This window comes from Neobacillus niacini (genome assembly GCF_046591715.1).
GTDB classification, from domain to species: Bacteria; Bacillota; Bacilli; order Bacillales; family Cytobacillaceae; genus Neobacillus; species Neobacillus niacini_L.
The window spans coordinates 365,467-383,994 of sequence record NZ_JAWVNQ010000002.1 but is presented as its reverse complement, the minus strand read 5'-3'; the positions used below and the strand labels follow the sequence as shown (position 1 = coordinate 383,994).

The 18,528-nt window shown below is 39.5% G+C and carries 16 protein-coding genes; 2 read left to right on the top strand and 14 right to left on the bottom strand.

The features are described from left to right. Window positions 1-80: 80 nt before the first annotated feature. From SFC47_RS09125 to SFC47_RS09085, 9 genes are all read right to left on the bottom strand, one after another. On the bottom strand, window positions 81-4,712 hold the full coding sequence (locus tag SFC47_RS09125) for a cell wall-binding repeat-containing protein (RefSeq protein ID WP_411253964.1): 4,632 nt from the start codon (window positions 4,710-4,712) through the stop codon (window positions 81-83). A gap of 500 nt (window positions 4,713-5,212) precedes the next feature. After that, window positions 5,213-5,521 carry a thioredoxin family protein gene (locus tag SFC47_RS09120; RefSeq protein WP_411253963.1) on the bottom strand — a complete coding sequence of 103 codons (309 nt, stop codon included), beginning with the start codon at window positions 5,519-5,521 and terminating at the stop codon, window positions 5,213-5,215. A 5-nt stretch (window positions 5,522-5,526) separates the two neighbouring features. Further along, window positions 5,527-5,883, bottom strand: a complete 357-nt coding sequence (locus SFC47_RS09115; RefSeq protein ID WP_411254099.1) for a toprim domain-containing protein — start codon at window positions 5,881-5,883, stop codon at window positions 5,527-5,529. Between the two features lie 136 nt (window positions 5,884-6,019). Continuing rightward, window positions 6,020-6,259, bottom strand: a complete 240-nt coding sequence (locus SFC47_RS09110) for a YusG family protein (protein WP_411253962.1) — start codon at window positions 6,257-6,259, stop codon at window positions 6,020-6,022. Window positions 6,260-6,378: 119 nt separating this feature from the next. After that, a complete protein-coding gene (gene gcvH / locus SFC47_RS09105) occupies window positions 6,379-6,762 on the bottom strand; it encodes a glycine cleavage system protein GcvH (protein ID WP_411253961.1) in 384 nt (127 codons plus the stop codon). Window positions 6,763-6,848: 86 nt separating this feature from the next. Continuing rightward, a complete protein-coding gene (locus SFC47_RS09100) occupies window positions 6,849-7,205 on the bottom strand; it encodes an arsenate reductase family protein (RefSeq protein ID WP_411253960.1) in 357 nt (118 codons plus the stop codon). 181 nt (window positions 7,206-7,386) lie between these two features. Continuing rightward, a complete protein-coding gene (locus SFC47_RS09095; RefSeq protein ID WP_411253959.1) occupies window positions 7,387-9,171 on the bottom strand; it encodes an acyl-CoA dehydrogenase family protein in 1,785 nt (594 codons plus the stop codon). Window positions 9,172-9,267: 96 nt separating this feature from the next. Continuing rightward, complete coding sequence (locus SFC47_RS09090) at window positions 9,268-10,443, bottom strand: acetyl-CoA C-acetyltransferase (protein WP_411253958.1); 1,176 nt, start codon at window positions 10,441-10,443, stop codon at window positions 9,268-9,270. A 78-nt stretch (window positions 10,444-10,521) separates the two neighbouring features. Continuing rightward, complete coding sequence (locus tag SFC47_RS09085; RefSeq protein WP_411253957.1) at window positions 10,522-12,909, bottom strand: 3-hydroxyacyl-CoA dehydrogenase/enoyl-CoA hydratase family protein; 2,388 nt, start codon at window positions 12,907-12,909, stop codon at window positions 10,522-10,524. A 208-nt stretch (window positions 12,910-13,117) separates the two neighbouring features. Here SFC47_RS09085 and SFC47_RS09080 point away from each other — a divergent pair, with 208 nt between their 5' ends. Beyond that, complete coding sequence (locus SFC47_RS09080) at window positions 13,118-13,249, top strand: YuzL family protein (protein ID WP_133369132.1); 132 nt, start codon at window positions 13,118-13,120, stop codon at window positions 13,247-13,249. Window positions 13,250-13,403: 154 nt separating this feature from the next. Here SFC47_RS09080 and SFC47_RS09075 read toward each other — a convergent pair whose 3' ends face one another. From SFC47_RS09075 to SFC47_RS09055, 5 genes are read right to left on the bottom strand one after another with little or no spacing between them, the layout of a single operon-like run. Continuing rightward, window positions 13,404-13,655 (bottom strand): DUF2573 family protein, encoded by a 252-nt coding sequence (locus SFC47_RS09075; protein WP_411253956.1) that lies wholly within the window; start codon window positions 13,653-13,655, stop codon window positions 13,404-13,406. Next, window positions 13,615-14,394, bottom strand: a complete 780-nt coding sequence (locus SFC47_RS09070; protein WP_411253955.1) for an IucA/IucC family C-terminal-domain containing protein — start codon at window positions 14,392-14,394, stop codon at window positions 13,615-13,617. Before SFC47_RS09070 ends, SFC47_RS09075 begins: the two co-directional genes overlap by 41 nt. After that, window positions 14,387-15,208 carry an ABC transporter ATP-binding protein gene (locus tag SFC47_RS09065; RefSeq protein WP_411254098.1) on the bottom strand — a complete coding sequence of 274 codons (822 nt, stop codon included), beginning with the start codon at window positions 15,206-15,208 and terminating at the stop codon, window positions 14,387-14,389. The genes SFC47_RS09070 and SFC47_RS09065 overlap by 8 nt, the downstream gene beginning before the upstream one ends. A 26-nt stretch (window positions 15,209-15,234) precedes the next feature. After that, entirely contained in the window at window positions 15,235-16,290 is a 1,056-nt protein-coding gene (locus SFC47_RS09060; protein WP_411253954.1) for a FecCD family ABC transporter permease, read from the bottom strand. Continuing rightward, window positions 16,287-17,291 (bottom strand): FecCD family ABC transporter permease, encoded by a 1,005-nt coding sequence (locus SFC47_RS09055; protein ID WP_411253953.1) that lies wholly within the window; start codon window positions 17,289-17,291, stop codon window positions 16,287-16,289. Before SFC47_RS09055 ends, SFC47_RS09060 begins: the two co-directional genes overlap by 4 nt. A 259-nt stretch (window positions 17,292-17,550) precedes the next feature. On the opposite strand from SFC47_RS09055, the gene SFC47_RS09050 reads away from it, so the two are divergent. Next, a complete protein-coding gene (locus SFC47_RS09050) occupies window positions 17,551-18,519 on the top strand; it encodes an ABC transporter substrate-binding protein (protein ID WP_411253952.1) in 969 nt (322 codons plus the stop codon). Window positions 18,520-18,528: the final 9 nt, after the last annotated feature.

Below are 18,528 nucleotides of genomic sequence, written 5' to 3'. Positions count from 1 at the left end.
GATTTAAAGAACTTTTCAGTAAACTGCCTATCTATTAAAAAAACGAGAGTGAATAAAAATCCACTCTCGTTCTTGCAGTATTACTTAAGCAGTTTGCTAATTTCAGCAAGTACTTCAGGAGAAACAACTTGCTCTCCGCCAAACACGTTTACTTGAGCTATTTCTAAAGAAGCCAAGTAAGCTTTTGCAGCTTCAGGTAAAGCGTTTGATACTAATACAATTCCTGCCTTATCTTTAGCAGCTAACGCAGCTCCAGCTAAGCTGTCAGGGAAATTGTAACCTGTTGCTACATAAACAACATTTGATTCTGTACCAAAGTGCTTAGCAACAGCAATATTGGTATCAAATCTTGTTTCACCGCCTAGGCGTGTTACCTTTGGCAATGTTGAAGCAGCACCTTCAGTGATTACAGATGTACCACCAACAACTACTGTTTCTTTAGAACCTAATGTATCTACAGCCTGTTTAGTAGCAGCTGGAAGAGATTTAGATGAATTGGCCAATAGAATTGGTAATCCTTCTGCTCCAGCAAAAGATGCTACAGACAATGCATCTGGATAGTTTTCGCCGTTAACGACTACCACTTTATCAGATCCATTTGGTGCAACTTCTTTCGCAATAGCTGCTGCCGTGTCATAACGAGTTTCGCCTGACAATCTAACGACTTCAACACCAGAATCTTTGATTTGTTTTTCTACTGCAGGTAAGATAGCTCCATCGCCACCAAGAATATAAACCTTCTTAGCTCCGAGTCTAGCAATCTCTTCTTTAGTTGCAGCATTTAGGTAATTATGGTTCGTTAATAATAATGGTGCGTCATATTTAGCTGCAAGTGGTACACCAGCTAAAGCATCTGCATATAAATCACCGCGGGCAAGAACGACTACATCTGATTTTTCCCAGCCTTTTTGACTCACAGCCACAGAAGTTGCGTATCGATCTTCACCAGCAATACGATCAACTTTAGTATCACCACGGTAGATATTTACTTCTTTTGTAGTTTTGTTACCTGCAACGTCCTCAAGCTCAAGTGTGAATGTGTTGTTTCCAGGTTCTAATGCAAGCTCTGTTGTTACAGTTTTCTCAATGCTATTCATTACGAAGTTTTCAAATTGGAATTGGTGATTGAATTCTTCATTACCATCCACTTTATATTGAAGTTCTTCGAAATTATCAGAGATAACAGCTGTTAGAGTTACTTTATCAACATCTGGTTTTACTTTTGATGGTACATCAACCTTAAGTCCTGGTGCTGTAGTATCAACTACTAAGTCGCGAACGAGGTAATTAATTGCATTTCCTGCAGCGTCTTTACCAGAGATTCTAACTTCTTGTACACCATCTTCTTCAAAAGTTACGGTTGTGCTGAATTCATAACGAGATGTTTCCTCATTCCAAACTAGCTCAACTGCTTCACCATTTACCGCAAAATCAGTTACCTTTGAATCATCTGTTAAATAACCAGCAACTGGAAGTTCACGAGAAGTGTAAGTATTTGTTGCACCAATAGATGTTACATGGATGAATGGAATAGTAGAGTCGTTAGCGCCTTCTACTACTGCTTTAGCAGAGTTTCCAGCAAAGTCATATGCTACAACTTCTACAGTACCGCCTACAGGAGCTTTTGCAAATGTATATTCAGTTGCAGTACCAGCTAATGGAAGATCCTCAGCACCAAACACTGATTTACCATTTACAAGAATATCATAGTAAGCTACGCCTGAACCATTTTCATCAGTTCCGCTTAAAGTCAGCTTGTCCCCTTTAACACTTGCAGTCACTTTTGGTGCTGCCGTATCAACTACAACTGGGAAAGTAACCTTTTGTGCTTCTTTACCTTCGTAATCAATAACAGCTGAAATTTCATAGAAATATTCACCATCGGCTACTAATTTGTTCTTAACTGTTCCATCCCACGCTGACGCAGTTTTAATGGAATATTGAGCCCCTCTGCCGCCATCGTTGAAGTTTTTACGAACCAATTCTTCAGAATTTAACTTACGAAGAACTTTTCCGTCTTTGTCTACAATCTTGTATTCTACTGTTTTAGCATTTCTTAAGAATGATAGAATTGGCATCGCATCATCGCTTACACCATCACCATTTGGTGAGAATGCAATGTTTTCAGCTGACGCTGACTCATCTGATGCATTAAATCCTAAGTAATTATAGTTGTTTTCACCTGCAGAAGTAACCATTCCAGTCCAGCCATAGTAAGAAGCATTAATGTTTTCATCATAAACGCTAGGATCTACGATCGGAGCTTTATTCCAATCACCATTAAAGCCTACATATGGAACATTTACTGATGGATTCTCATCATTAACATCAGTTAATGTTACGAAACCTTCTACAAAGTAACCATTTTCAAATAGTTCATCTAATGGCGCGTTGTAACCCCATTCAACAGTATCATTTAAGTCAACGGTTACAGTAACTGATGCACTTCCTTTTGCAGGAACGGTCAGTTGTTTTGTACTAAAGGAAATTGGGAATTCTCCCACCCATGGAGCCGCTTCAGAAATTGTACCTGCTTTGTAGATACCTTGAGATTCTAATTGGTCCATACCGTTAATGTTTAAATCTGTTAGAACATTACCACTTACATTATAAGTTACGGCTTTGTCTGAGAAGTTATCAGCCTTTAATGTAAAGGTAGCTTTATTATTTTTAATTTCCTTCAAAGCAACTTTTGCTTCATTAGTAGCAGAGTTTGTTACAACCACCGGCGTGCTCAATGCTGAATGAAGCTGCATTAACCCAGCACCTTGGCGGCGTGGAGAATAAGGATTGTGCATATATGCTGCATTGTATGCTCCTTTGTCCTCTACAACCTTACTTGTGTTCATTAAGATATTTTTAGCCATATTTACTTTCGCCGCACCTGATAGGCTAGGGAAATCTTTTTCTACACGTTGAAGTACAAGGGCAGAACCACCTGCAACGTGTGGAGCAGCCATAGATGTACCACTCATTGTACCGTACTGATCATTATTAAGTGTAGAAAGGATATTTCCACCTGGTGCTGTAATTTCAGGCTTGAAGTCTAGGTTTGGAGTTACTCCCCAAGAAGTAAAGCTTGACATTTGGTTAGCAGTTGGGTTATTTGCTGTAACTTGATCACCTTTGAATTCAATCGTTACAGGCGTACCGGCAGCCAATTGAGATTTTAAAAGCTCTCCATCAGTTTTTAACATGAATAGCTGTGGAATTTTAATTTCTGGAGATGATGCCATGCTTACGTATCCATTAGTGTTGTTGTAAACAATAACACCGGCAGCTCCCGCTGCTTGTGCATTTAAAGCTTTGGTAACGAAATCAAGTGTTCCGCGCTGTACTAAAGCATATTTTCCAGTGAAATCACCCACGAACTGTTCTGGCAATCCGATACCAGCATCTAATACTTCGTATGATTGATTTAGAGCGGGGTCAACAGAGCTAGCCGATAAGAACGGAGCTTTAGCTGTTGTTTCACCAAATGAGTATGTTGCTGCAAACATGTCAATAAAACTATTTTCAAGAGAAGCAACCTGTAAGGAATTAGTAGATAAACCAGGTGAACCTACTACACCTTTATCTGGATTTGCAGTTAACGGGTTAGCGTATCCATCTCCAAAATGATTGGAGTTACCCGCAGAAATAGACATTAACACTCCATTATCAATACCTCTTTGAACTGCTGCTTGCTCAGGGTCATCAGGCAAAACGAACGCACCGGTTGAACCTAAACTCATGTTAACAACATCAGCACCCATTGCAATCGAATCATCAATTGCTTTGATGATGATATCACTCCATGTTGAAGGCATTTCTGGGTCATTTCCGAATACTTTCATTGCAAGTAATTGAGCTTCAGGTGCAACCCCTTTAATGCCGCCTTCCTCTTCGTTACCATTGGCTCCAACAGTACCTGCAACGTGCATACCGTGCATGGAAGCATCAGGACCAATATCAAGGATTTCACTATTTTCATCATAATAGTTGTAACCGTATGGAACTTTTTCTGTGTAGAATTTTCCGTTTAGTTTCTTATCAGCAACAAGAGCTTCTACTTCTGCTTTTGTATATTCTGCTTTTGCAGCATCAGTTAAAACCATGTCTTTATGGCTTGGATCAATTCCTGTGTCAACAACAGCAACAACCATTCCTTCGCCTTTTACTCCATACTCATCCCAAGTGTTTTGAGCTTGGACAATATCTTTACTATATTTCATTTCCGGAGCAGTTTCCGGACGTTGATATTCATTCGCAATTGTTACTTTTGTAACTCCATCAACTTTTCTAAGTGCAGCAACTTGACCGTATTCGACAATTCCACTGAATCCGTTAACGGCTGTTGTAAAATTTTGTTTGTAATCAATTTTCACTGATTTTTCAGCGATCTTAGATTTAACCGCATTTTGTTCTTTCAAAATATCTTTTTGAAGCTTATCTTTAACGGATGCAGATAATTCATTATATTTCTTGCCTTGCTTTGTTGCATATGTAATCGCCGGTTCACCTTCGACTTCAACAATTACACGAACTTTGTCACTCTTTTTGTATCCTGCTTCTTTTTCAAGATTCTGACCATTCTTGAAAGTAATTGACTTTGCAAAATCCCTTTGTGGTTTAACTGTATCTGACTTTAATACTGGCGCAGCCATTGCCGTATTTGAGAACACAAGCAATGATGCAAGTGCTAGTGAAACACTGCCTTTAATTTTCAACACTTTTCCCCCTTAATGGAAATAATAAAACTTAAACAAATACTTCACAAATGATTCAATATGATTAAAAACTATCACTTCCTCTTCCTTATTCAGAATTATTATACTATTCTAGTTTAGTAATAATTTTACAAATAGTCAAATAATATTTTAGAAAAATTAGGATAAGTTTCCTAGAAATTGTAGCGAGAAAATACCTACATACTTGGCAGCAAAAAAAGATAAGTAAGTAACTGCCAGATTGTCGAAAAAGGTGTCTTTCTAGGCAATAATTTCGTTTGCCCTAATCTTATCTGCCAATTCTTATGTAAAAAATTCTGCCTGCCCAAAGGCCTATTGATTTAATACCATGTAATTCGATTAACCGGGAGAATATTGCTGCGAATATTTTCATTCCAGCTAAACAATTATCACAATATATTAACGCGGTGAATTATTAAAGTGCCAGAAAAAAAATAACAGCTGCCGAGATTTCTCGACAGCCTAAAAAGGTACCTAAACGTTTAGTTAAAATGATGTTTTATTTTTTCATATAAAAACGGAACGGAATGAAAAGCATAGATTGTTTCTACAATCTCTCCATTGTTTATAAAAATGAGGCAGGGAACACTTTCAATTTGAAATTGTTCTGCCAATTCCGAGTTATAATTCAAATTGATTTTCCCAATTTCTACCTCAACCATTTTCTCAATAACTTGGAGCATTCTAGATGCTACCTGACAAGTACCACATAAAGGAGTATAGAAGTATAGGAGTCCGGATGAATGGCTTTTTATGAATGATGATACTTCATCAAGGTTCCAATCGTTCATTTTTATTAACCCATCTCTAAGAATTCTGAATGAACATCAATATTTGCGCCTAAAAGAACTGTTGCTAGATGGTACACTGGAGCAGTTGCTACTTCACGATACATTCTGTCAATATAGATATGTTCCGCTTCTGGGAACTCCCTTTTCAATTGTTTACGCAGTTTCTCCCCAGCATCATCAGCATCAACCAGGATATAGACCTCTTTATCTTCGAGAGAGTCAATTAATTCATCCAATTTTGCCATACTAATGGTACCATTTGTGCAAACAATGTCCATTGGTTCCTTTAGGATACTTTTTACCTTTTTCTTATCTGATTTTCCTTCAACAATCAGAACTTTATCACCATACGTATCACTCATCATTCATCACCTATACGAATAAAGTTATTTGTTTGATGTTAACATATTCAATAGATTTAATAACGTGTCTATATGTTAACTATACCACGATTGACTTTTTGATAATAGGTGTTTGCTTATAGCTGCTCCCTTAATGCTAGCACCATCCACCATCATCACAATCTGTATATTTTGCATCCGGCTGTTCCGTGACTGTCACATTTTGAAAGATTTTTCGCTGTTCTACTTCAAATCGTTGGTCTAACTGAAATGTCATATCCCCTGGCAGCTGTATCTTTCCAATGGGGGTGTTATCTAGGAATAATTCCATCTCGCCATTTCTCATTTTGCCAATAACTCGATCTGTCACATCCACTTTCTGTTGTTTCAATGTCATTCTAAGAGCCCCTTTTTTAAAAGTTTATTCTAGTATCCCCCAGTTTTAGAATATAGAAGGTGCGAAATTTTGCCATAAAAAAAACACCTTTCTAAAAACAAGGTGTTTTTCCCGAAAAACTAGTCTTCTTTAATCATTTCTTCGTATTGTTCTGCAGTCATAAGGTTTTCTATTTCACTGCTATTAGAAGGCTCGATGACAATCATCCATGCTTTTTCATATGGAGATTCGTTTACGTATTCAGGGCTGTCACTTAATTCTTCGTTAACCGCAACAACCTTACCACTTACAGGAGCATATAATTCTGAAACGGTTTTAACAGATTCAACACTTCCAAATGGCTCATCTGCTGTAACTTCATCGCCTACTTCAGGCAGTTCAACGAAAACAATATCACCTAACTCAGATTGTGCAAAGTGAGTGATTCCTACCCGGACTGTTTCTCCTTCGTTCTTTACCCACTCGTGTTCTTCAGAATAACGCAATTCCTTTGGTGTAGTCATTACAAAATCCCTCCATTATTTTTTAAAAATCTATGATCGAATTATATCGATTTTACCTTACTAACGTTTTGAAAAGTTTAGATCTGTTACAGCCACATTTTCTCATACTCTTCTTCTTTAAAGCCAACTGTTACTTTTTCCCCATCCGTTACGATTGGTCTTTTGATTAGCATCCCATCCGACGCTAATAAATCTAGCAGCTCATCTTCAGAAGAAGTGGATATTTTATCCTTAATCCCCAATTCACGATACTTTTGCCCGCTTGTATTAAAGAACTTCTTTAATTCGAGGGTGCTCTTCTTGTAAAGATTCCGCAGCTCTGCCTTTGTCGGCGGTTTTTCAACAATATGTATTTCATTGTAGGGAAGCTGATGTGCATCCAGCCATTTCTTTGCATTTCGGCATGTACCACATTTCGGATACCAGTAAAAAGTAAGTGACATGTATTCCACCCTCCTTGTGCACAAACATCCATGATGTCATTCGTTACTTGAATAGTAACATAATCAGTAAGAAAGTAAAAATGCTACCCTTACAAAAATTCGACTAATTCTGCGAATTTCCTGCTAAATTAACAGAAAAAATTAGACTCCCAACAAACGCTGGGAGCCAAAAGTTGATTTATTACACAATATATCGCTCAGCTTCAATAAGAACGTCTGCCGCTTCACGTTTTTTTCCAATAACATTGATTGGTGTGTGGCGTGTGAGTTTGCGCAGTGCTGAAACTAGCATACGAAGAGTATCACCTTGTTCTGTCGCAACCAGTGTTTCCTTCGCATGCTGCTCGATTTCATTGAAAGCTTCCTGACAGAAGATTTGTGTATAAAGAAGCTTTCGTTTATTTTTTTCAAGGCCAGATTTTGCAATGGCTTTCTCTGTACGTAAAACAACAGATTCCATTGCATATGCATTAGAAACAATGTCAGCAATGTTTGATAAAATCTCTTGTTCTTTTTCAAGAGCTTTGCCAAACTTTTGTGCTGCCAAACCAGCTGCCAATAAGCCAATTTTCTTTGCATTGCTAACTAAATGCTTTTCTTGTGCAAGCGGCTCATCACCTGGCTCTTCCGGCATTAACATCATGATTTCTTCTTGAAGCGCCATTGCTTTTTGGAATAAAGGGAGTTCTCCTTTAAAAGCTTTTTTAATATAAGTTCCAGGTACGAGAAGACGATTGATTTCATTAGTACCTTCGAAAATACGATTAATACGAGAATCACGGTAAGCTCTTTCGATCGTATACTCCTGCATAAAACCGTATCCGCCATGAATTTGGACGCCTTCGTCTACAACGTAATCTAGAACTTCACTAGCAAAGAATTTATTTAAAGAACACTCAATTGCATATTCGGCAATTGAATTTGCTACTAATTTAATGTCCTTTTGTTCTTCCGTGGTAAGTTTTCCTTGATTTTCTTCGTATAATCCAATTGTGCGGTAAACAGAGCTTTCTGCTGCATAAATTTTTGATGCCATTGTACCGAATTTTTCTTTTGTTAGATTAAATTGAGAAATTGGCGTGTTAAATTGCTTACGGCCATTTGCATATTTAACAGCTAACTCAAATGCATTCTTTGAACCGCCGACACCGCCTACTGCTAATTTATAGCGCCCAATATTCAAGATATTAAACGCAATAACGTGTCCTTTTCCATATTCACCAAGCAGGTTTTCTACAGGAACCGGTACGTCTTCTAAAATAAGCGTACGTGTGGAAGAGCTCTTGATCCCCATCTTCTTTTCTTCCGCGCCAGTAGAAACTCCTGGGAAATCTCTTTCAACGATAAAGGCAGTAAAATGTTCACCATCAATTTTTGTATAGACAACAAATACATCGGCAAAACCAGCATTGGTAATCCATTGCTTTTCACCGTTTAATATATAGTGGGTACCTTCTGCATTTAGTTTTGCTGTTGTTCTTGCACCCAGTGCGTCAGAACCTGAACCTGGCTCCGTTAAGGCATAAGCAGCAATTTTTTCTCCTGATGCCAAGGCAGGAAGATATTTCTTCTTTTGCTCCTCATTACCGAATAAAACGATTGGCAGTGAGCCGATACCCACATGGGCACCATAAGAAAGCGAGAAACCGCCAGCCTTTGCCATCTTTTCAGTAACTAGTGAAGAAGTTGTTTTATCTAGTCCTAAGCCTTCATATTCTTCAGGAACATCTGCTGCCAATAGCCCCAAATCACCTGCCTGCTTTAGCAGTTTAACTGTGCGGTCAAATTCATGGTTTTCAAGGTGTTCTAATTGTGGCAGAACTTCTTTTTCGATGAAGTCTTCTGCTGTTTTAGCGATCATTAATTGTTCTTCGTTGAAATCCTCTGGTGTTAAGATACGGTCATAGGAAATATCGTCGATTAAAAAGCTTCCGCCTTTAATAATTTTTTCAGTTTGTTGTGCCATTATATTTTCCTCCTAACGTTTTTTGAACTTAGAATCTATCTAGCTCCAGCGCCTAGGGGCTCGGGTCATAAGCCCCTGAGCAAGGCGCTTTTTGCTTTACAACATTTCGAAAACGCCTGCCGCGCCCATTCCGCCGCCTATACACATGGTTACAACTCCAAATTGCTGGTTGCGGCGTTTTAATTCATGGATTAGGGTTAAGGTTAGTTTTGCACCTGTACATCCAAGCGGATGGCCTAGGGCAATGGCACCGCCATTTACATTTACCTTTTCTTCGTCTAGTCCAAGCTCGCGGATTACCTGCAGGGATTGTGAAGCAAATGCTTCATTCAATTCAAACAGATTAATATCTGACAACTCTAATCCAGCCAGTTTAACCGCCTTTGGTACCGCAACAACGGGACCAACTCCCATAATTTCCGGCGGTACGCCGCCGACAGCAAAGGATCTAAATTTTGCTAACGGCTTTAATCCGAGGGATTCTGCTTTTTCACGGTCCATAATCATTAGAGCCGCTGCACCATCACTTGTTTGCGAAGCATTACCAGCTGTAACCGAACCTGTAACAGAGAAGGCTGGTCTGAGTTTGGCTAGTGATTGTACGTTTGTATCAGGGCGCACTCCTTCATCTTGAGAAAACTGAATGGTTCTTTCAACCAGCTTATTGTCGTTACCTACCGAACGCTGAGTCACCTCAACTGGGACGATTTCATCCACAAATTTTCCTTCTTGAATCGCCTTTAAAGCCTTTTGATGACTGCGGACCGCAAATGCATCCTGATCTTCACGAGAAATACCATATTTCTTGGCTACTTCCTCAGCCGTATGACCCATACCCATATAATATTCTGGAGCTGATTCTGCTAATTTGATATTCGGACGAACTACATGACCCATCATAGGAATAAGACTCATAGATTCTGCACCGCCTGCAATTGCGGTATCAGTATGGCCGAGCATGATGCCTTGTGCTGCATAGGCAATTGCCTGCAGACCGGATGAACAAAAACGATTAATTGTGATGGCTGGTACAGTGTGATCTAAACCAGCTAAGGCACCAATATTACGAGCCATGTTATTCCCCTGCTCTGCTTCAGGCATGGCACAGCCAAAGACTAAATCATCGATATTTCCTTCATAATTTCCTGCACGTTTTAAAGTTTCTTTAACAACCAATGCTCCCAAATCATCAGGGCGAACATGGGCAAGCGTTCCTTTTTTTGCTTTGCCTACCGGGGTCCGGGCACCGGCTACGATTACCGCTTCTCTCATTTCGTTCCCTCTCTTTCCTCTAATATTAGCAATCTATTATCTAGCACCGTTAGCGCCTAATTCGCATTGCTTTTCCTTTTAGTTTCTTAAAGGCTTGCCTTTCACAAGCATATGCTGCATACGCTGTTGGGTTTTCTGTTCTCTGATTAAGCTTAAGAATGCTTCTTTTTCTAAATCTAATAAATACTGCTCATCTACTTCGGTACCAAATGGAACTCTTCCTCCAGCCAGCACATAGGCAACCTTTTTAGCGATTTTCAAATCATGCTCTGAAATATATCCAGACAAGAACATTGCTTGGGCTCCAAGTAATAGTGTAGCGTAGCCTGTTTCACCCACTACCGGTATCTTCTTGCGAGTCTTTTGTACATAACCCTGCTCATGTAAGGCAAGAACAGCCTGCTTAGCATCGTACAACTGGTGGTCACCGTTAACACTAATACCATCAGCTGCTCCTAAGAAATTATTTTCACGTGCTTCCGCGCCAGAGGTTGATACTTTTGCCATCGCAATGGTTTCAAACACTTTGTTGGCAACAGCTTGAAGATCAAATGGAACACCATTCGGAATACCTTCTAAATGCTTAATATAAAGCTCTTTATTGCCGCCGCCGCCAGGAAGTAAGCCTACACCGACTTCAACCAGCCCCATATAGGTTTCGCTGGAGGCTTGAATATGTGCTGCTGGTAAACATACTTCTGCACCGCCGCCAAGTGTCATCGCAAAAGGAGCTGCTACAACTGGTTTAGCACTGTATTTGATCTTCATCATCGCATTTTGGAATTGGCGGATTACCATATCAAGCTCATAAATATTGTCATCCTGTGCTTCCATCAGCATCATCGCAAGGTTTGCACCAACACAGAAGTTCTTACCTTGGTTCCCGATAACAAGACCTTTGTAATTCTTCTCTACCTCATCAATGGCAAAGTTAATCATCTGGATAATATCAAGGCCGATTGCATTATTTGGAGAATGGAATTCTAAGAGAGCCACTCCATCCCCTAAATCAATTAAGCTAGCTCCGCCATTCTTTTTAATAACGCCTTTTTGCTTTTTTAATTTCTTCAAATCAATCGCTTTTGGATTACTTTCAACTAGTCGGTATTCGCCATTGTTGTAGTAGAAGCTCTCGCCATTTTCTTCTAAATAGAACGATGTGTGACCTTTAGCCAGCATTTCTGTTACCCAAACAGGAATTTCAAGGCCATTTTCCTTCATTTTCTCAACGGACTTTTCAATTCCAATTGCATCCCATGTTTCAAAAGGACCCTTTTCCCAGCCGAAGCCCCACTTCATGGCACGGTCAATATCAACGATTGTCTCTGCGATTTCACCTAAAAGCTGTGCTGAGTATACAAGAACTGGACTAAAGATATTCCATAATAACTCACCAGCTCGGTCTTCTGCATATACAAGCGCTTTCAATTTATTTGCTGTTCCTTTTTCCTGCTTACTCATTTCCGTTGCAGCGGTTTTCAGCTTTTTACGCGGGATATATTCTAATGTGGCAGGGTCAAGTTCAAGAATCTCTTTTCCTTTTTTAAGGAAGAAACCTTGACCGGACTTGCTTCCTAACCAGCCTTTTTCAAGCATGGTTTTCATAAAAGCAGGAACATCAAAAACTTCCTTCTCTTTTCCGGTTACTTTTTCATAAACATTGCCAGCAACATGAAGGAAGGTATCTAAGCCGACTACATCGAGAGTTCGGAATGTTGCACTTGAAGGACGACCGACTAATGGTCCTGTTATAGAATCAACTTCCCCAACACTATATCCGCCTTTTAGCATTTCTTGTACCGTAATAAGGAGACCGTAGGTTCCAATTCGGTTTGCAATAAAGTTTGGTGTGTCTTTTGCAAGAACAACACCTTTTCCTAATACATCCTCACCAAAAGTTTTCATGAATGAAACAACTTCTTGGCTAGTATACTGAGTAGGAATTACTTCAAGTAGTTTTAAATATCTTGGCGGATTAAAAAAGTGGGTTCCAAGGAAATGCTTTTTGAAATCCTCCGACCTTCCTTCTGCCATCGCTTCAACCGAAATTCCTGATGTGTTAGAGCTGATAATACTTCCTGGTTTACGATATTGGTCGACTTTTTCAAATACTTGCTTCTTTACATTGAGATTTTCAACAACTACCTCAATGACCCAATCCACATCTTTTAATTTAACTAAGTCATCTTCTAAATTTCCTGCTTCAATTAGTGCCAAGTTCTTTTTAACTGTGAGTGGAGCAGGTTTTTGTTTTAATAATTTTTGAATTGATTGACTGCTAATACGATTACGAACTTGTTTATGTTCAAGCGTAAGTCCTTTTGCCTTTTCATCGTCGGTTAACTCCCGTGGTACTATATCCAATAATAATGTTGGAATCCCGATGTTCGCTAGGTGGGCTGCAATCCCTGATCCCATTACTCCTGATCCTATAACAGCTGCTTTTTTAATAAGTTGGTTCAACATTGTCTCCCCCTTCATAGGTTTTGAATGAACACTCATTCATTTTTATGTCAAAAAAAATTCACAAATGTATGAGTTCTGCTACCTATTACTATAGAATATTTCAAAAATTTGCGCAATAAATAAACGCGGAAAATTAATATTTTTTTTAAAAATGTTTTTTCTTATAAAAAAGTGGAATTGGGCAACCTATATTCTGAGGTGATAATGCATGGGAAAAATGAAGAAAGACCCATCTAAAAGAGGCGTAAGCGCCGCCAGTGTTCAAGGAAATGCTGGTCCTGGCGGAGAACAAGCTGATAAAAACAAGGTTAACAGCCAGAATAATCAATACAAAAGATAAAAGCGGAAGCGCCTTGCACAGGGGCGTGAGTCTAGACGAGCCGGCATGAAGGTTGCTTTTTAACCTTCTTGACGGATTGGCTTAGACCTAAGAGCCCCTAGGCACTGCAGCTAGATAGAAAAAATAGAACCAGAGGCTCTTCCGGGCCTCGGTTCTATTTTTTTGCTGCATTACGATGCTGTTCATTCAGTTGTTTAATATCATTTATTATGGTTTTCATTTCTTCCTTCGCTTCCGGATATAGTTCATTCCAGTGCTTTGCTAAGGCTGGCATTGATTTTGCAATATGTGTATACAATGCCCATGCCTTTACCTTTTCAGTTGTTTCCTCATTAGACTCGCCAACGAGTAATTCACTATATTTTTCAAGTAAAGCTTTGAATTGCTCCGCAAATATTTTCTCCATTGTGACACACTCCGTTGTTAGCAATATACGTACAAGGACATGTTTTGCAGCGTTTCGCCCCAAGCTGATAAGTATAACAACATGTTTTTCTTATCCTAACCTCATCTGGACAATTCTTTTCGGAATAATACTTTTGTATTGGATTTAGATTGTATCTGCCAAACAAGTTCCCTTCAGCCTCTGTGACTAAGAAATGGAAGTCACTTTGTACGTTAGGACTATCACTATCCTTTAACTCAGTTTCATAAAGCCAGAATAAATAGACCGCGATATTTTCCCACAAAATCAGTTTAGAAACCTTAAATGTCTTCTCAAAATGCTCGATGATTGGGTAGATGTTGTTGGCAAAAAGATCTCGATACACACTTTTCCGCCAGTCATCACGGTCTTTGCCATTCCACTCACAAACAGATGTATCCTTTAATGAAATCATCGGCAGCCAGTCTTTCCCACTTTCCACTTCTTCCATTTCAATATTGTCCAAAGATAAGTTCAGCTTTTTATTCGCCGTTGTCATCGCAAAAAGAGAAATCACTGCAATAAATGCATATCGCTTAATGAATATGGAGGCAGCTGTTCTTTCTGCAGGAGCACCAATCGAAAATGCTAAGTTCTTCATGAATTCAACTGAAAAGTCTTTTTCCATTAAACTTCCGATGTTAAATGATTTACCTGTCACAGGTCTGAGCCTATATTTCTGTAATGGTTTGAGATCGTCTTCTACAAGAATTTTATCCATTGGATGCAGCCGCCTTTTGAAGGATACTTCTTCCTTTTCCATATGGTATACAGAGAGGTGTTCCGAATAAAGGATCAATGGTCACTTCACATTCCATGCCAAATACATTTTTAACAAGACTGCCGTTGATCACATATTCAGGTTTTCCTTGGGCATATACCTTTTGACTCTTTAAGGCGACAATATTATGTGCATAGCGGCATGCCAAATTTAAGTCATGCAAAACCATTACAACTGTTCTCTTTCTCTTTTCATTGAGTTCAAAAAGAAGGTCTAGTATTTCAATTTGATGTGCCATATCTAAATAAGTGGTTGGCTCATCTAAAAGAATAACATCCGTATCCTGCGCCAGGGTCATCGCAATCCAGGCGCGCTGCCTTTGTCCGCCTGAAAGAGAATCAACGGATCTCTCTTTTAAATCCTCTAGTCTGGTAGCCTTGAGGGCATCATTAACCTTACGTTCATCTTCCTCTGACCATTGCTTCAACCAGGATTGATGTGGATAGCGTCCTTGTTTTACTAACTGAAGAACAGTTAATCCTTCAGGAGCAGCCGGTGATTGTGGCAAAATCGCCATTTTCCTGGCAACTTCTTTGGTAGAAAGCTTGTGAATGGCTTCCCCCTCTAATATGACAGCACCTGATTTTGGCTTTAAGAGGCGGGCAATCGAACGGAGAAGAGTCGATTTTCCACATCCATTCGCTCCAATAAATACGGTAATTTCCCCTTGAGGAATTTTTAGATTTAATTCATCAATGATGAGTGTCTCCCCGTATGAAAGTGACAAGTTTTTCGTTTCAATCGCACTCTTCATCATCCCAACCCCTTTAGCTTTATTTCTTACGCATTTCTAGTTTTAAAAAGTAGGTATATAAAATAAGGTGCGCCAATTCCGGCCGTAAAAACTCCTGCAGGAATTTCCAGCGGCGAAAACATCGTTCTCCCGATTAAATCAGCAGCCATAACAAGAATTCCACCGATCAATGCTGAAACTGGAAGTAATGCCCCGAATGAAGAGCCAACCAATCTTCTTGCCATATGCGGTGCCATTAATCCCACAAATCCAATACCTCCTGCAAAAGCAACGGATCCGCCAATCAAGGCTGTGCTAATCATTAATAAGAAGAATCTTTGTCTTTGAATTTTACCGCCTAAGCCTGTCGCAACTTCGTCCCCAAGCTCTTGGATATTTATCGTCCTAGCAGCCGTAAAGGCTATAATTAAAAACACCACTGCCCACGGAAGCAATGTGATGACATTATCCCAATTGGATCCATAAACGGTACCAGTTATCCATATATTTGCCTGACTTGCTTGGTAAATTGGTCCCATAATCATCATCAATGTTGTTAACGCTTGCATCAGGGTAGATATGCCAATACCAATCAGGACCAGCCTGATCGGAGATACCCCATTTTTCCAAGCTAAGAAGTAAACTAAAAAAGCAACCACTCCGGCCCCTAAAAATGCAGCTAATGGCAGCCAATTTATGCTCACCGTTAATGCATTACTGTCATCACTGAAAAGTGCAAGAAAAGCGACAACCGCTACACTTGCCCCGCCGGTAATACCCAGAACATCAGGTGAAGCAAGAGGGTTTCTAATCATCCCCTGCAAAATCCCGCCTGCAACAGCTAAAGAAATACCAACAATTAATGCAATAATTATCCGAGGCAGACGAAAGGATGTTATGATTAGTGTCTCCATTTCGGGTCCGCTGCCTGCAAATACTTTTAACACAGTAAGTGGATTAATTTTCATTTCACCAATGGCGGTACTAGCCACAAACAATAAGAAAGCAGCTAAAAGCAGTGCCATAAATACAAGGGATGCTTTACGATCAAGCAGAAAGGAAATTTTTCCGTTTAAGAAGCGTATATTTTTGTATTTGCTCATCGTGCGTTGAACCCCTTTCTTGCTATGTAAATAAAGAATGGAGTTCCGATGATGGCGGTCATGACCCCGACAGGTACTTCAGAGGGCATAAGTACGTATCTTGCTGAAATATCAGCAGCTACTAATAAAATAGCTCCTAAGATTCCTGACAATGGAATCACCCAGCGGTGGTCAATTCCAATAATCGCCCTGGTAATATGCGGAATAACGATTCCCACAAATCCAATTGGACCTGCAACAGATACCGCTCCGCCTGCGAGTAATATAACAATCACACCAACACAGATTTTTACAAGTCCTGTTTTTAAACCTAGACCTTTTGCTACATCTTCCCCCATCGAGAGGACATTCATTTTTCCTGCAATCAGAATTGCGGCAATCCAACCAATCCCCAAATAAGGTAAAACAGAAACTAGTGTCTCCAGTTTGCGCCCGGAAACCGATCCAGCTAACCAAAACAAAACCTGTTCAAGTGCAGCCTCATCAATGACAAGCAATCCTTGAGTAAAAGATGAAAACATTGCTGCGATTGCAGCACCCGCTAATGTCAGCTTCATGGGAGTTAACCCTTCGCGGCCGACGGACCCAATGGCATAGACACTTATAGCAGCAATCGCTGCCCCTAAAAAGGCGAGTCCGCTAAATGCCTGTAAACTAGAAACAGAAAAGAGCGTTACGGCTAGTACGACAACAAAACCAGCACCTGCGTTAATCCCAAATATCCCTGGAGACGCCAGCGGATTTTTGGTTAAGGTCTGCATTAAAACACCGGAGATTGCTAAACTTGCTCCAACAGCAGCAGCAATAAATGCCCGCGGTATTCTAACAGTTTGAATAATAATATGTTCATTTGAGCCATTATAATGGGTAAAGGCATCAATGGCGGTCCGTAATGTTGTTTCTGTATACCCAAAAACGACACTGGCACACATGAAGAATAACAATAAGAGGATGGATATTAACAAACCAAACCATCTTAATGCACTATTTTTTAAAAGCATCTGTTAATGACCTTTCTAAACAAATTTATAGTATAAATGCACTTTACTATCTTAAGTTTATAATCTATTGATAATGATTGTCAATGAGGATGATAACCATTTTCACTGATTTGGACACACGTCTAAAAATTTGTCAATGAATTTGAACATCAATTTTTAATAAAACCGTTGACAACCTCCTATATCCATTTTATTATTGAGTTGTAATTGAAAATGATTATCATTAACATTTAGAAAAACAGGGAGGATACATACGATAATGAAAAACGTTAAAACGCTCTTAACTCTTCTTTCTATCATGGCCATATTCTTATTGGCAGCATGTGGCACATCGGAAGAGAAAACAACTGAAAAGAAAGAAACACCGAAGAAAACAGAAGAAAGTAGTTATACGATTGAACATGTAATGGGCTCAACAACTATTAAAGGTACCCCTAAGAGAGTGGTTATTTTAACGAACGAAGGAACAGAAGCCCTCTTAGCCCTTGGAGTTACTCCTGTTGGTGCAGTAAAGTCTTTTACAGGAGATCCTTGGTATGACCATATTGCTGATCAATTAAAAGACACGCAAGTAGTTGGGGTTGAAAGTGAAGTCAATGTGGAAGCCATTGCTGCATTAAAACCTGACTTGATTATTGGAAATAAAATGCGCCAGGAAAAAATCTACGATCAATTAAATGCCATTGCTCCGACGGTGTTCGCAGAGACATTACGCGGCGACTGGAAAGTAAACTTTGAACTTTACGCCAAGGCCTTAAACATGGAAGAAAAGGGTAAAGAAGTATTGGATAAGTACAATACACGAATTGCAGATTTAAAGGAACAGCTTGGTGATAAATTAAACATGAAGGTTTCTATGGTACGCTTTATGGCCGGTGAGGTTCGTATCTATCATAAGGATACTTTCTCTGGTGTTATTTTAGGCGACCTCGGCTTCGCTCGTCCTGAAAGCCAAAATGTAGATGATTTCGCAGAACGAAATGTAACAAAAGAACGAATTCCGGCGATGGAGGGTGACATCCTCTTCTATTTCACCTATGAAACCGGAGACGGAAAAGGCTCTGAGCTGGAAAAAGAATGGATTGCTGACCCGCTATTCAAAAACCTGGAAGTAGCCAAAAAAGGTGAAGTTCACAAGGTTAGTGACACCATCTGGAATACAGCTGGCGGTGTGCTTGCAGCAAACTTAATGCTTGATGATATCGAAGAAATCTTCCTAAAGAAATAATTCATTAAA